The following is a 14,876-nucleotide window of genomic DNA, read 5'->3' as shown; positions in this document are numbered from 1 at the left end:
ACCCGAAATCCATAACCCCGGCCCGTGTTTATGGATTCCGGGCTCGCGACTGCGTCGCGCCCCGGAATGACGACTGTGGTTACACCGCCGCCTTCTCAGCCATATACGCCCGCCAGCCGCCGTACGACGAAATATCGCGCGCGCCTTCGATGCCGGCAGCTTCGACGATGAAGCCCTTGACGCTGCGACCATCGGACAGACGGATCGTGCCGATCGAGAGCGGCGGCGGGATCGCGGCGACAAACGCGCCGAACGCGGCTGGCGACAGTGTCCAGATTTCCAATTCGATCGAGGTGCCCTTGCCGGGCTCGACCCGCAGCAGGCCCGGCTTCGGCGGCACGGTCGGCAGCGCGTAGAGCCGATAGTCCGGCGCGGTGACGGCGGCTTCCTCCAGCCTGCCGCCGAGTGTCCCGAGCTCGCCGTTCAGCGCCATGCCCGACAGATGCGCGCCGACCACCGCGATCGCGATATCCCCGCCTGTGCTTGCCGGGAGGGGAGCGAGCGGCGGCTGCGACACGCTCCTGGCGCCGACTTTCAATTTGGTGTCGGCATGGAAAACGCGGCCGATGCTCGCCACCACCGCGTCGCGCCCCGCTGGCGCAATCAGCGTGATGCCGAAGGGGATATCGTCGGCGCGGATCGATGCCGGCAGCGCCAGCGCGCAAAGGTCGAGCAGGTTGACGAAATTGGTGTAGGTGCCGAGCCGGCTGTTGAGCTCGATCGGATTAGCCAGTACCTGCTTGGTCGAATAGACCGTCGGCGCGGTCGGCAGCATCATCGCGTCCATATTTGTGAAGGCGCGCTCGGCGATCTTGCGCAGGCTTTGCAGGCGATAGAGCGCCGCAAACGTGTCGGCCGCGGTCAGCCGGCTGCCGGTTGCGGTGATCTCGCGCGTCACCGGATGGATCGCGTCGGGTGCGGACGCCAGCAGGTCGCGGATCACGAGGTAACGCTCGGCAACCCAGGGCCCCTGGTAGAGCAAACGCGCCGTCTCGTAGAACGGCTCCATGTCGAATTCGACGAGATCGGCGCCGAGCGCGCTCCAGCGCTTCAACGCTTCGCCGTAGGCCGCTTCCGAAGCCTTGTCGCCGAAGAAGATCAACTGCCCCTGGCGCGGCACGCCGAGCCGGAGTTTTGAGCGAAACGGCGTGATCTCCTGCAGCGGCCGGTCGCGCGAGAACGGATCGGCGGGATCCGGCCCCGCCACGGCCGCGAGCGCGGTCACGGCGTCGTCGACGGTGAGCGCGAATACCGAGACGCAGTCGAGCGTGCGGCAGGCGGGCACCACGCCAGCGGTCGAGATCATGCCCAGGCTCGGCTTGAGGCCAACGATGTTGTTGAGCATCGCCGGCACACGGCCGCTGCCAGCCGTGTCAGTGCCGAGCGCGAGTGGCACCAGTCCTGCGGACACCGCAACCGCCGAGCCCGAGCTCGAGCCGCCGGGAATGAGGTCGCTCCGCATCGGGTTGCCGGGAATCCCGTAGGGCGAGCGCACGCCGACAAGGCCCGTCGCGAACTGGTCGAGATTGGTCTTGCCGATGATGATGGCGCCGGCCGCGCGCAGTTTTGCGACCGCCGTCGCATCGTACGAAGGCCGGTAGGCGAAGGCCGGGCAAGCGGCGGTGGTTTGAAATCCGAGCGCGTCGATGTTGTCCTTCACGGCGACCGGCACGCCGTAGAGCGGAAGCTTGGCCGGGTCCTTCGCCGTCAGCGTTTCGGCTTCGGCCAGCGCATCGCTCTCCTCGCGCAGGCTGATGAATACGGCCGGATCGTTGTGGTCGCGGATGCGCTGATAGCAGCGGATCACCGTCTCAGTCGGCGACAGCCTGCCCGAGCGATGCGCGGCGATGATCGCGGCAACGGTTTCCGTCACGGAAAAAACTCCCTGTCTTTGCCGCCATCGCAGTCGGCCAAATTCCGCTTCGTCGAAGCAAGCGACATGCCATTGTGTACAATCGCCGCGGTCACGGGCACATCAAAATAGCCATTTTATGTCAATGATTTGATTCGCGATTGCGGGGATTGACCGCCGCTCGCATTATCATGCTCTGCTCAATTGATAGGCAGTCTCAGCTCGCAACCTTGCTGCTGCCCTGCGTAATCAGCCGTGAGGCGCGCTGGTCGCGGGCGTGGATCCAGAGCCAGCTCAGCGCCACGCTGAGGCGGTTGCGCAGGCCAATCAGGAAATAGATGTGGGCGATGCCCCAGATCCACCACGCGATCGCGCCGCGCAGCTTGATCCAGCCGAAATCGATCACCGCAAGACGCTTGCCGATCTGCGCGAGGCTGCCGGCGTGCTTGTAGTGGAACGGCGGCAGTTTGCCGCCGCTGAGGCGGGCTTTGATGGTCTCCGCCACATAGCGCCCTTCCTGTTTGGCGGCGGGCGCGATGCCGGGCACGGGATTGCCGTCGGGACCGTTGATGATGATGGTGTCGCCGACGGCGAAGATGTCGGGATGGCCGGGCACGGTGAGATCAGGCCCGACCTGCAGACGATAGGCGCGGTCGGCCGGTGCGTTCAGCCACTCGGCGGCGCGCGAGGCGCGCACGCCGGCCGCCCAAATGATGGTCCGCGCCTCCAGCTTCTTGCCGCCATAGACCACGCCGTCGGCGGCGCATTCGGTGACCGGCTCGCCAAACATCACCTCGACGCCGAGGCTCCGTAGCGAGCTAAGCGCATAGGCCGAGAGATCGTCGGGAAAGCCCGCGAGCACGCGTTGTCCCGCTTCGATCAGCACCACGCGCGCCTTGCGCGTATCGATGTGGCGGAAGTCGCGCGGCAGCGTGTCGTTGGCGAGATCGGCGATGGTGCCGGCGAGCTCGACGCCGGTCGGCCCGGCGCCGATGATGACGAAAGTAAGCAACGCCGCGCGACGCTCCGGATCGGTCTCGCGTTCGGCGCGCTCGAAGGCGACCAGGATGCGCCGCCGGACCGTCGTGGCGTCCTCCAGCGTCTTCAGCCCCGGCGCGAACGGCTCCCATTCGTCATGGCCGAAATAAGCGTGGCGTGCGCCGGTCGCGAGCACGAGCGTGTCATAGGGGATGCTGCCGCCATCCTCGAGCAGCACGCGCTTTTCCGCCGCGTCGACGCCGCTGACGTTGGCAAACAACGTCGTCACCTCCTTCCGGTCGCGCAGGAGATAGCGGATCGGCCAGGCGATCTCGCTGGTGGCGAGCGAGGCGGTTGCGACCTGGTAGAGCAGTGGCTGGAACAGGTGATGGTTGCGGCGATCGATCAGCGTGATCTCGACCGGCGCACCGGCCAGGCGATAAGTCGTCTCCAGCCCGCCGAAACCGGCGCCGACGATCACCACGCGATGGGGTTTGGCCGCCGTGTTCATGGGCTTTGTTCCCCTGCGGATCAGATCGCTTCAGATAGCGATTATGTAGGCGCAAACGAAACGGGACGATAGACGGTTCCCGCCTATCGTCCCATAGCCAACGCCTATCGACTTCAAGCTTGCTGCGGCTTGAGCTGTGCAACGACACGGCGCGCCGGCAGGAAGCTGCCCGCAATTGCGGCAAGGAGCGACAGCGTCGCCGCCACCATGATCGCCGCGGCAAAGCCGGCGCTGAAATGCAAGGGCGTGTCGACCGCGCCGCGGGTAGAGAAGACGGCGACCATGAGCGCAATGCCGAACATGCCGCCGAGGAATCGGCCCATGTTGAAGACGCCCGACGCCTTGCCCATCTCGGTGACCGCAACCGAGCTCAGAATCGCGTTCTGCGCCGCCGGCATCGCCATCGAGACGCCGACACCGGCGACGATGAGTGGCACGACCATGGCAGCGTAGCCTGCGCCCGCCGTCACGTTGAACGCGATCCAGCCGAGTCCCGCCGCCTGCATCAACAAGCCGGTCGCGACCAGCCGCCGCTCGCCGAACTTCTGCACCACGCTGCCCGCAATCGGCGCGGTCAGGAACAGCGTGGAGGTCCACGGCAGCAGGCGCAGGCCGGCGCCAAACGGGCCGAAGCCGAGCGTTACCTGCAGGAATTGCGGCAGCAGGAACAACACGCCGTACATCGCGGCATAGAACAGGACGCTCGAGGCGACACCGGCCGCGAACGGACGCGAGGCGAACAGCCGCATCGGGATCATCGGCGTCGAGGCACGCCGCTCCCAGCCGACAAAGCCGAGCGCGAAGACCACGCCAAGCGCCAGCGCGCCGATGACCTCGATGCTCGACCAGCCCATCTGATTGCCCCGGATCAGGCCCCACACCAGCGCGAGCGCGCTGGCGGCGACCAGTGACAGGCCTGCGATGTCGAGCTTTGCCTGCGGACCAAAGCTTTCCGAGAGGCGCGCCGCGACGAGCACAATCAGGATGATGCCGATCGGCACATTGATCCAGAAGATGAAGCGCCAGCCCAGGGTTGCGGTGAGGAAACCGCCGACCGCGGGGCCGACGATCAGCGCGCAACCGGTGACGCCGGAGAAGATGCCGAGCGCGCGGGCGCGTTCTTCCTTTGCAAAGGCGCCGCTCAGGATCGCCATCGCGAGCGGCATGACCAGCGCGGCGCCTGCGCCCTGTACGGCGCGACTTGCGATCAGCCATCCCGCGCCTGGCGCCAGCGCGCAGGCGGCCGAGGAAGCGACAAACAGCGCTATCCCTGCGCCGAACATCTTTCGCCGTCCAAACCGGTCGCCGAGCGCGGCGCCCGAGAGCAGCAGCACCGCAAAGGTCAGGTTGAAGGCGTTGACCGTCCATTGCAGCGTCTCGACGGAAGCGCCGAACTCGGCGCGAATGGTGGCAAAGGCCGTGGTGATGACCATGGCATCCAGCGCCATCATGAAAGAGGCGAGCGAGGTGACGCCGAGCACCCAGTTCTTTGCCTTGGAATCATTGATTTCCAGCATGGTTCTTGTCTCCGCTTCGGATGAAAGCGCGGAGGTCCGCGCTCCTGTGCGCTGAGACGAAGTGAGGGGAGACGAGGATTCGGCCCAAATTTTTTTATTTCCGGCGAATCCTTGTGCCCGCGCCGAACGTCTTGGCGGGCGAGACCCTTGAAACCAACGGAGAAAACCGATGAGGCGCACCTTGATCCGCTACAAGACCAAACCCGAAGCGTCGGACCGCAATGCCGAGCTGGTGTCGGCGGTGTTCGCCGAACTAAAGGCTGCAGCGCCCGACGGCGTCCGCTATCTTACGCTGCGGCTCGATGACGACACCTTCATCCATCTTGTCGAGGCCGATACGGAAGACGGGAGCACCCCCATTCCCAAGCTCACCGCATTTCAGGCTTTCCAGAGCGGCATCCGCGATCGCTGCGCCGAGCCGCCGCTGGTCCGCGAAGCCACCATAGTCGGCAATTACCGCATGCTCGGACATGATGCGGGAGCGTGGATGCCGGCGCCCGAAAAGATCAAGAAGACGGCTTGAGCCTTGAGGTGACATGACGCCGGTCCCAACTCTGTCGGCCACCGACGATCTCGAGCCCCTGCTGGTGGCGATGCGGCCCAAGCTGCATCGCTACTGTGCGCGCATGGTGGGCTCGGTCATCGACGGCGAGGACGTGCTGCAGGATGCCTTGATCAAGGCGGTCGAGGCGCGCCCCTCGGCCGGCGCCATCCAGAATCCGGAAGGCTGGCTGTTCCGGATCGTGCACAACACGGCTCTGGATTTCCTGCGCCGCCGCGTGAGGCAGGACGCGCTCCGATCAGCCGAGGAGGTGGAGATGATCGCTGACGAGTTGGACGCCATCGCAAGCCGCCAGATCGCGAGCGCAAGCCTGCGCACCTTCATGCAATTGCCGGTCGCGCAGCGGGCCAGCGTGATCCTGATGGACGTGCTGGGCTGCTCGCTGCAGGAGGTCTGCGACATCATGGGCTATTCGCTGGCCGCCACGAAGGCGGCGCTGCATCGCGGCCGCACGCAGCTTCGCAAGCTGGCAGAGCAGGGCGACGATGCGCCACACCCTGCGCTGTCGGAAGCCGATCAGGCGCGGCTTTCCGCCTATGTCACCTCGTTCAACGCGCGCGACTTCGATCAAATCCGCGCCATGCTCGCCGACGATGTGCGGCTCGAACTCGTCAGCCGGACCCGGATGAGCGGCAAGGCCGAAGTGTCGCGCTATTTCGGCCGCTATTCCGAGATCAGCGACTGGCTTCTGGTGCCGGGCTCGGTCGAGGATCGCCCGGCGATCCTGGTGTTAGATCCGAACGAGCCGGATGGGCCGCCAAAATACTTTGTGCTGCTCGATTGGAGCGCGGGCAAGGTTGCCTCCATTCGCGATTTCCGCCACGCGCCCTACGTGGTCGATGGCCTCGAATACCGCCGGGCTTCCATGGCCTGATCGGTGATGGGGGGCCAATGGCCCAACCCCCGGCGGCTGCGATAAACGTCACCCGATAACCGGCACTATATTTCTTGCTTTATCGGGCAGCCACGAATTATGGTGCAGCTTGGCGGCAGGTGGGCTGGCCTTGAGCCGAAGGTTCTAGGGCTCAAGTCCGGCTTCCGGCTTGCTGGCCATCGGCGATCTCGCGCACAAAACAGCCTGCAACAGGCGATCGCTCCGGCTGGACGTGTCAAGGTAACGAGGAGGGGAAACCACAATGAAGAAGGCTTATTGGCTCGCGGGCGCCATCGCGCTCTCGCTGGCGGGCGTTGCCCATTCAAGCTCTGCAATGGCGGGCGACACCATCAAGATCGGCTTTATCTCGACCTTCAGCGGCCCCACCGCTGTGATCGGCAACGACATGCGCAACTCCTTCGAGCTCGCGCTCGATCATCTCGGCCGCAAAATGGCCGGCAAGCCGGTCGAGGTGATCTATGAGGACGACCAGTTCAAGCCGGATGTCGGCAAGCAGAAGACCGAGAAGCTGGTGCAGTCCGACCACGTCGACTTCCTCGTCGGCTACATCTGGTCGAACGTGCTTTTGGCTTCGCTCAAGACCGCGGTCGACTCCAAGACCTTCCTGATCACGGCCAACGCCGGCCCGTCGCAGCTCGCGGGTGAATTGTGCTCGCCCTATGTGTTCTCGACCTCCTGGCAGAACGACCAGACGCCGGAGGCCATGGGCCTCTACATGAACCAGAAGGGCGTGAAGTCGGTGTTTCTGATCGGCCCGAACTATGCCGCCGGCAAGGACATGCTCGCGGGCGTCAAGAGCACGTTCAAGGGCAAGGTCGTGGGCGAGGAATATACGGTGTGGCCGAGCCAGCTCGACTTCTCGGCCGAGCTCACCAAGGCGCGCAACTCGGGCGCGGAATCGATCTTCGTGTTCTATCCAGGCGCATCCGGCGTGCAGTTCCTGAACCAGTATGTGCAGGCCGGCCTCAAGGACAAGATGCCGCTCTATACCGCCTTCACCATCGACGAAACGACGCTGCCGCTGCAGAAGGACAATGCACTGGGCGTTCCCGGCGCGCAGGAATGGGTCAACGACCTGCCCAACGAACAGAACAAGAAGTTCGTTGCGGACTACCGCAAGAAATATACCGGGCAGCGCCCGAGCTTTTACGGCGCGCAGGCCTATGACGCGGCGCAGCTCATCAACAGCGCCGTGGTCGCGGTGAAAGGCGACACCTCGAAGAAGGCGGCCATGAAAGCCGCGATGGAGAAGGCCGACTTCAAGTCGCTGCGCGGCGCGTTCAAATACGGCAACAACCACATTCCGATCCAGAATTTCTACCTGCAGGACGTGGTCAAGGATGCCGACGGCCAGCTCTCGCTGAAGACGGTCGCCACCATCGTGAAAGACGACCAGGACCGCTTCCACGACAAATGTAAGATGAAGTGAGCCCGGATTGAGGCTGCGCCCCCTCTCCCGCTTGCGGGGGAGGGCTGGGGTGGGGGTGCTTCCGCGAGTCAGACCGTTCGAGTGGAGAGAGCTTCCGCCACCCGCATCGCATCTTTCGATGCGATGCGACCTCCCCCGCAAGCGGGAGAGGTGAAGCGAGGCCGTGGATGGCCGATTCAATCAAATATGCTGTAGAGTTGCCTTAGATCGCTCATGCTCCTCCTCGTCGAACAGGTTTTGAACGGATTGCAGTTCGGGCTGCTCTTGTTCCTGCTGGCGGCGGGATTGACGCTGGTGTTCGGCATCATGGACCTCGTCAACCTGGCCCATGGCTCGTTTTACATGATGGGTGCCTACTTCGCCGCGACCTTCGTCGCCTGGACCGGCAGCTTTGTCCTCGGCGCCGTGCTGGCGCTCGGCGCGACGCTGGTGCTCGGCATCGTGCTGGAATTTGTGGCGCTGCGCCATCTCTATGGCCGCGACCACCTCGACCATGTGCTCGCGACCTTCGGCCTGATCCTGTTCTTCAATGAGGCCGTGCGGCTGATCTGGGGGCCGGCAGGACTCGCGCTGCCGCTGCCGTCCTGGCTCACCGTGCCGGTGCAGATCTTTCCGGGCATCTATTATCCGGCCTATCGCCTTGCGATCATTACGGTCGCTCTCGCCGTCGCATTGTTGCTCTATCTCGGCGTGATGCGCACCCGCATCGGCATGCTGATCCGCGCCGGCGCATCGAACCGCGAGATGATCGGCGCGCTCGGCATCAACATCAAGCTGCTCTACACGCTGGTGTTCGGCCTCGGTGCGGCGCTCGCCGGCCTTGCCGGGTTGATGCAGGCGCCGATTCTCACGGTGCAGATCGGCATGGGCGAGAATATCCTGATTCTCGCGTTCGTCGTGATCGTGATCGGCGGCATCGGCTCGATCCGCGGTGCGTTCCTTGCCGCGATCTTTGTCGGCCTGATCGACACGCTCGGCCGCGCCTTCCTGCCCGATCTGTTGCGCCAGGTGCTGAGCGGCGCGGCGGCATCGACAGCGGCGCCGGCGCTCTCGTCGATGATGATCTACCTGCTGATGGCGATCGTGCTGGTATTGCGGCCGGAGGGGCTGTTTCCGGCCGGAAACCGATGAAGACCACGCTCAACGTCCCAAGCGCCGCCGCGGCGCTCGTGGTGGCCGGGCTGGTGCTGCTGCCGCTCTATTCGCAGCTCACCGGCAATATCTTCGTGCTGACGTTGTTCACCCGCATCGTGATCCTGGCGCTGGCGGCCGCGAGCCTCAATCTGATCATGGGCTACGGCGGCATGATGAGCTTCGGCCATGCCGCCTATCTCGGCATCGGCGGCTATGCCGTCGGCATTCTGGCGCAGGAGGGCTTTGGCTCCGGCTTCCTGCAGTTTCCGGTCGCGCTCGCGGCCTCCGCGCTGTTCGCGCTCGTCATCGGCGCGCTGTCGCTTCGCACCCGCGGCGTCTATTTCATCATGATCACGCTCGCCTTTGCGCAGATGGCTTATTACGTCGCCTCGGGGCTCGCGCGCTACGGCGGCGATGATGGGCTCACCATCTACAACCGCAGCGATTTCGCGGGCCTCATCAATCTCTCCGACCGCGTGCAGTTCTATTATCTCTGCCTCGCCTGCTTGCTTGGCGTGGTTTTGCTGATCTGGCGCATCGTCAATTCGCGCTTCGGCCTCGTCGTGCAGGGCCTGCGCTCCAACGAGCAGCGCATGCAGGCGATCGGCTTCCCGGCCAAGCGCTACAAGCTCGTCTGCTTCGTCATCGCTGGCACCTTGTGCGGACTGGCCGGCGCGCTGCTCGCCAACAACACCGACTTCGTCAGCCCCGCCGTGATGTACTGGACCCGCTCCGGCGATCTCATGGTGATGGTGATTCTCGGCGGGATGGGCTCGCTGTTCGGACCGGTGATCGGGGCGGTGGTCTATCTCGTGCTGGAAGAATTGCTGTCGCAGGTCACGGAATATTGGGCGCTGATCATGGGGCCGCTGCTCTTGCTCATCGTGCTGTTCGGCCGCGGCGGCATCATGGGTCTGCTCGGGAGGTTTTCCCGTGGCTGAGCCCTTGCTATGCGTCAAGGACCTGGTGCGCCGCTTCGGCGGTATCACCGCGACCGATCGTGTGTCGCTCGACGTTGCGCAGGGCGAGCTGCATGCCATCATCGGCCCGAATGGCGCCGGCAAGACCACGCTGATCAGTCAGTTGACCGGACATCTTGCGCCGGATTCGGGCAGCATCTCGCTCGCCGGGCGCGACATCACGCATTTGCCGGCCTGGCGCCGCAGCGCGCTCGGCCTTGCGCGCTCGTTCCAGGTCACGTCGCTGCTGCTCGATTTCACCGCGGCCGATAATGTCGCGCTCGCGGCTCAAGCGCATGACGGCCACTCCTTCCGATTCCTCGGCGATGCGCGGAAGGAGAGAGGGCTGCGCGATCAGGCGTTGGCCGCGCTGCAGCGCGTCGGCCTCGCCGAACGTGCTCACGTGCTGGTGTCGAGGCTCAGTCATGGCGAGCAGCGCGAGCTTGAGCTTGCGGTCGCGCTCGCGACCAGGCCGCAGCTTCTGTTGCTGGACGAGCCGATGGCCGGGCTCGGCGTCACCGAATCCGCGCGCATGGTGACATTGCTGCGGGAGCTGCGCAAAGAAGTGACCATCGTGCTGGTCGAGCACGACATGGAAGCGGTGTTCGCGCTCGCTGACCGCATCTCGGTTTTGGTCTATGGCCGCGTCATCGCTTCGGGCGCGCCATCGGAAATCCGCCAGAACGAAGAGGTCAAGCGCGCCTATCTCGGCGATCAGCATGTGGTGGTGCGCCATGCCTGACGCGACCCTGCTCGAAGTTGACGGCATCGAGACCTGCTACGGCCTGAGCCAGGTGCTGTTCGGCCTGTCGCTCTCGATCGCTGCGGGCGAGATGGTCTCGCTGATGGGGCGCAACGGCATGGGCAAGACCACGACCATCCGTTCCATCATGGGGCTGACCCGCGCCCGCGCCGGCACCATCCGGTTTGCGGGCGCGGAGATGCGCGAGCTGCCGTCGTACCGCATCGCCAAGCTTGGCATCGGTCTGGTGCCGGAGGGGCGGCAGATTTTTCCGAACCTTACCGTTCGCGAAAATCTCGTCGCGGCGTCGGCCAATCGTCTCGATGCCGCCGATCCCTGGACGCTCGACAAGATCCACGCACTGTTTCCGCGGCTTGCCGAGCGCGGCGGCAACATGGGCAACCAGCTCTCCGGCGGCGAGCAGCAGATGCTCGCGATCGGCCGCGCGCTGATGACCAATCCGAAGCTCCTGATCCTGGATGAGGCGACCGAGGGGCTGGCGCCGCTGATCCGTCAGGAGATATGGGATTGCCTGTCGATGCTGAAGGGACGCGGGCAATCGATCCTGGTGATCGACAAGAACGTCGAGCACCTCACCCGAATCTGCGACCGCCATTTTGTCATTGAGCGCGGCCGCACGGTCTGGAGCGGCACCTCCACCGAGCTGACGGCCGATCCCGATCTGCAGCACCGCTATTTGGGGATTTGAGCTCGTTGCTTTTTCATCATGTCCGGCCTTGTGCCGAGCATGACGAGCCTGGGGCAGGGTTGGCGAGGGGGTCAGCCCGGAATTCCGCGACTCGTGATGGAGCCGTATGATGGCTGAACCGTTTCCGCTGGAGCCTTCGCTGTGGGCCGCAACGGCGCCACCCGCGCCGGTCACGCCGCCGCTCGAGGGCAACATTGCGGCCGACGTCGTCGTGGTCGGTGCGGGTTATGCGGGAATGTCGACGGCGCTGCATCTCGCCGAACGCGGCACACGCGTGGTGGTGCTGGAGGCACATGAGCCCGGCTGGGGCGGTTCGGGCCGCAATGGCGGCCAGGTCATCCCCGGACTGAAATACGATCCGGACGAGCTGGAAGAGATGTTCGGCCCGGAGCGCGGCAGGAAGCTGGTCGACTTCGTCGGCGGCTCGGCGGATACCGTGTTCGACCTGATCGAGAAGCACACCATGAATGTGCCGCTGCAGCGCAAGGGCTGGATCCAGGGCGCGCATACGGAAGCGGGCCTCGACATCGTCAAGAAGCGCGCGGCGCAGTGGGCCAGCCGCGGCGTCGATGGCGCCCGAGAATTGAGCGCGCAGGATACAGGCCATCTGATCGGCACCGACAAATATCTCGGCGGCTGGGTCGATCCGCGCGGCGGCGCGGTCCAGCCTTTGGCCTATGCGCGCGAGCTGGCTCGCGTTGCGATGGCGGCGGGCGCCGCCATCCACGGCGAGAGCCCGGTCTCAAAACTTGAGCGCGCTGGCGGCAAATGGGTTGCGACGGCGTTATGCGGCGCAAGCGTCACCGCCGACCGCGCCGTGGTCTGCACCAACGGCTATACCGGCGAGCTGGTGCCGACACTGCGCACCACCGTGATCGCGCCGAATTCGTTTCAGGTCGCGACCATACCGCTGTCGGACAACATTGCCCGCTCGATTCTGCCGGAATGGCACGTCACCTCGGACACTCGCCAGCTCCTGTTCTATTTCCGCAGGGATCACACCAACCGCTTCATCATGGGCGGGCGCGGGCCGTTCCGCGAGCCGAACGGGCCGCAGGACTGGGATCATCTCGAGCGCATCGCGACAAAGCTGTTTCCGCAGCTCAAGGACATCCCGATCGAATTTCGCTGGTGCGGGCGGGTGACGCTGACCCGCGATTTCCTGCCGCATCTGCACGAGCCGGAGCCGGGCCTCTTGGTCGACATCGGCTGCATGGGCCGCGGCGTCGGCCTGCAATCGGCAATGGGCCGCGCGATGGCGGAGTATGTCGCGACCGGCAACACAGACGCCTTGCCGCTGCCGCTGGTGCCGATGAAAGCGCTACCGTTCCACGCGCTGCACCGCGCCTATATGGCCGGCATCATCGCCTGGTATCGCATGCAGGACGGCGGCCTGGCATGAGCGGGCGGTGAAGACCCTGACCCGCCCACGCCGCCGGCGTTACCGCCTCTCGAACGGAATATCCCCCTGATATTCCTTCGGCACATACTTGCGATAGCGCGAAGGCACCGTGCCGGTGTCGATCGAATGCCGGATCTCCTGCCGCCGGGTCATCCGCCTCGACTTCTTCTTCGAAGCCGCCGTCTTCTCGCTCTTGTCCGCCGGCGGCGCCGAGGCGCTGGGCGAAGCGGCAGGGGCCGGCGTCGCGGCGGGCGCCGGCGCCGGCGAAGCGGCGGGTTCAGGTGCCGGTGAGGCCGCCGGCGCCGGCGTATTGTTTCCGGCAGCAGGTGTCTGGGCCAGCAGGCTCGCCGGCAACGCGGTGATCAGGCCCAAGGCCAATGCAACAGGATAAAGTCTCTTCATTTGAAAACTCCGGCGTTCCTTAAGACGTGGAACAGTCATGCAGTGTCGGGAGCATACACTATTTTGCGTCTCTGGAAGGCGGCTTGCCGGCTCACCTCTCAAAACATCTCGAAATATTCGCGTTGCTCCCAGTCGGAGACCTCGGCCTGGAAGCGCTCGATCTCGGCGTTCTTGATGTGAACGTAATAGTCCACGAAATCAGCACCGAGCTCCTTGCGGAAGAAGGGATCGTCGCCCAGCGCGAACACCGCTTCCCGTAGCGATTTCGGCAGCAGGTCGGCCTTGGTCTCATAGGGCGTATCCGCCGACAGCGGCGGATCGAGCTTGCGGTCGATGCCGTCGAGGCCGGAGAGGATTTGCGAGGCCATGTAGAGATAGGGGTTGGCGGCGGGCTCGCCGATCCGGTTCTCGAGCCTTGTCGCGGGATCGTTGGTCGCGCCAAGCACGCGGATCATCACGCCGCGGTTGTCGCGGCCCCAGATTGCGCGATCCGGCGCCAGCGAATAGGAGCGGTAGCGCTTGTAGCCGTTGATGGTTGGCGTCGTGAACACGGTCGAGGCGCGCGCATGCGCCAGGAGGCCTGCGAGATAATTGCGCGCGAGCGGGCTCAGGATTTCGTCGCCGTCGGTTGCCATGAACGCGTTCCTGCCGTCCGTGCGCGAGGTCAGCGACTGATGCAGGTGCCAGCCGGAGGCAAAGACGTTCGCCAGCTTCGGCCGGCACATGAAGGTCGCGTGATAGCCGTGCCGGCGCGCGATCTGCTTCACGGCCGAGCGGAACAGCACCATGTTGTCGGCGGGCTCGATGCCTTGCTTCGGCGCAAAGGTGAACTCGCACTGGCTCGGACCGAATTCGACCTCGACCGAGCGCAAGGGGAGTCCCAGCGCAAGCACGTCGCGGCGGATGATGTCGATCGCCGGCTCGATCTGGTCGAAGCGTTGCTCGGCCAGATACTGATAGCCGTGCGAGAGCAGGCTCACCGAAGGGGGCGTGCCCGGCTGGCCCGCATCCTCCGGCGTCATGTGCGTGTCTTCGAGCTTGAAGAGGTGGAATTCGACCTCCAGCCCCGCAACGAAATCGTAGCCGCGCGCGCCGAGCCTGTTCAGCACCGAGCGATGGAGTTGCCGCGTCGAGAACGGCACCGGCTTGCCATTGCCGAAATAGATGTCGCACAACACCCAGCCTGATGTCGGCGACCATGGCAGCACCCGGAACGTCGTCGGATCCGGCACCATCAGAAAATCGGCGGCGCCTTCCATCTCCTTCATGCCGAAGCCGCCGCCCGCGGTGAACACCGGAAAGACCGTCTTGTGCGAGGTGTCCTTGGCGAGCATCGTGGTGGTGATGCTGCAGCCGTTTTCGAGCGAAGCAACCGCGTCTGCCGCGATCAGCGTCTTGCCGCGCAGCAAGCCGTGCTGGTCGGCGAAGACGAGGCGGATGGTCTCGAGCTTCTTCTCCTCGGCAATCGCGGCAAGCCGCTTCGCCGCTTCCCTCTGCTCGGCCGACCAGAGCCCATGACGCTCGACAAAACTCAAGGTGAACCCCCTTATGCGTCGTCACTGCGAGGAGCAAAGCGACGAAGCAATCCAGAAATGTCTCTGCGGAGGCACTACGGATTGCTTCGCTTCGCTCGCAATGACGATATTGTAGGGTGGGCAAAGCGCAGCGTGCCCACCAGCTGGCGCCGGAGAATGTCCAGGTGGGCACGGCGCATGCGCGCCTTTGCCCACCCTACGATTTTCTCCATATTCGTCATCATATTCGTCGTCATTCCGGGGCGCGAC

The 14,876-nt window shown here is 64.8% G+C and carries 13 protein-coding genes; 8 read left to right on the top strand and 5 right to left on the bottom strand.

Annotated elements, in window-relative coordinates:
• Positions 1-79 precede the first annotated feature (79 nt).
• From atzF to VKR55_RS08215, 3 genes are all read right to left on the bottom strand, one after another.
• Complete coding sequence (gene atzF, locus VKR55_RS08225; RefSeq protein WP_324401611.1) at positions 80-1,873, bottom strand: allophanate hydrolase; 1,794 nt, start codon at positions 1,871-1,873, stop codon at positions 80-82.
• Positions 1,874-2,069: 196 nt separating this feature from the next.
• The gene (locus tag VKR55_RS08220) at positions 2,070-3,341 is read right to left on the bottom strand and encodes an NAD(P)/FAD-dependent oxidoreductase (protein ID WP_324401609.1); all 1,272 of its coding nucleotides are present in this window, start codon (positions 3,339-3,341) and stop codon (positions 2,070-2,072) included.
• A 113-nt stretch (positions 3,342-3,454) separates the two neighbouring features.
• Positions 3,455-4,858, bottom strand: coding sequence for a DHA2 family efflux MFS transporter permease subunit (locus tag VKR55_RS08215; protein WP_324401607.1), 1,404 nt, complete (start codon positions 4,856-4,858; stop codon positions 3,455-3,457).
• 169 nt (positions 4,859-5,027) lie between these two features.
• Between VKR55_RS08215 and VKR55_RS08210 the strand changes: the two genes are divergently transcribed.
• The 8 genes from VKR55_RS08210 (at position 5,028) to VKR55_RS08175 (ending at position 12,690) form a co-directional block, all read left to right on the top strand.
• Positions 5,028-5,381, top strand: a complete 354-nt coding sequence (locus VKR55_RS08210) for a hypothetical protein (protein WP_324401605.1) — start codon at positions 5,028-5,030, stop codon at positions 5,379-5,381.
• Positions 5,382-5,394: 13 nt separating this feature from the next.
• On the top strand, positions 5,395-6,294 hold the full coding sequence (locus tag VKR55_RS08205; protein ID WP_324401603.1) for a sigma-70 family RNA polymerase sigma factor: 900 nt from the start codon (positions 5,395-5,397) through the stop codon (positions 6,292-6,294).
• Between the two features lie 262 nt (positions 6,295-6,556).
• Positions 6,557-7,744 carry an ABC transporter substrate-binding protein gene (locus VKR55_RS08200; RefSeq protein ID WP_324401601.1) on the top strand — a complete coding sequence of 396 codons (1,188 nt, stop codon included), beginning with the start codon at positions 6,557-6,559 and terminating at the stop codon, positions 7,742-7,744.
• Between the two features lie 213 nt (positions 7,745-7,957).
• A complete protein-coding gene (locus tag VKR55_RS08195) occupies positions 7,958-8,875 on the top strand; it encodes a branched-chain amino acid ABC transporter permease (protein ID WP_324401600.1) in 918 nt (305 codons plus the stop codon).
• Positions 8,872-9,819, top strand: a complete 948-nt coding sequence (locus VKR55_RS08190; protein WP_324401597.1) for a branched-chain amino acid ABC transporter permease — start codon at positions 8,872-8,874, stop codon at positions 9,817-9,819. Before VKR55_RS08195 ends, VKR55_RS08190 begins: the two co-directional genes overlap by 4 nt.
• The gene (locus VKR55_RS08185; protein WP_324401595.1) at positions 9,812-10,579 is read left to right on the top strand and encodes an ABC transporter ATP-binding protein; all 768 of its coding nucleotides are present in this window, start codon (positions 9,812-9,814) and stop codon (positions 10,577-10,579) included. Before VKR55_RS08190 ends, VKR55_RS08185 begins: the two co-directional genes overlap by 8 nt.
• Complete coding sequence (locus tag VKR55_RS08180) at positions 10,572-11,288, top strand: ABC transporter ATP-binding protein (RefSeq protein ID WP_324401593.1); 717 nt, start codon at positions 10,572-10,574, stop codon at positions 11,286-11,288. Before VKR55_RS08185 ends, VKR55_RS08180 begins: the two co-directional genes overlap by 8 nt.
• Positions 11,289-11,397: 109 nt before the next feature.
• The gene (locus VKR55_RS08175; RefSeq protein WP_324401591.1) at positions 11,398-12,690 is read left to right on the top strand and encodes an NAD(P)/FAD-dependent oxidoreductase; all 1,293 of its coding nucleotides are present in this window, start codon (positions 11,398-11,400) and stop codon (positions 12,688-12,690) included.
• 39 nt (positions 12,691-12,729) lie between these two features.
• Here the strand turns inward: VKR55_RS08175 and VKR55_RS08170 are convergent, their stop codons facing one another.
• The gene (locus VKR55_RS08170) at positions 12,730-13,092 is read right to left on the bottom strand and encodes a hypothetical protein (protein ID WP_324401589.1); all 363 of its coding nucleotides are present in this window, start codon (positions 13,090-13,092) and stop codon (positions 12,730-12,732) included.
• 98 nt (positions 13,093-13,190) lie between these two features.
• Positions 13,191-14,627: a glutamine synthetase family protein gene (locus VKR55_RS08165; protein WP_324401587.1), complete on the bottom strand. Its 1,437-nt coding sequence runs from the start codon at positions 14,625-14,627 to the stop codon at positions 13,191-13,193.
• Positions 14,628-14,876: the final 249 nt, after the last annotated feature.

Origin of the sequence: Bradyrhizobium sp., from assembly GCF_035309285.1 — a bacterium.
Classification (GTDB): domain Bacteria; phylum Pseudomonadota; class Alphaproteobacteria; order Rhizobiales; family Xanthobacteraceae; genus Bradyrhizobium.
This window is presented reverse-complemented; position numbering and strand designations above follow the sequence as displayed.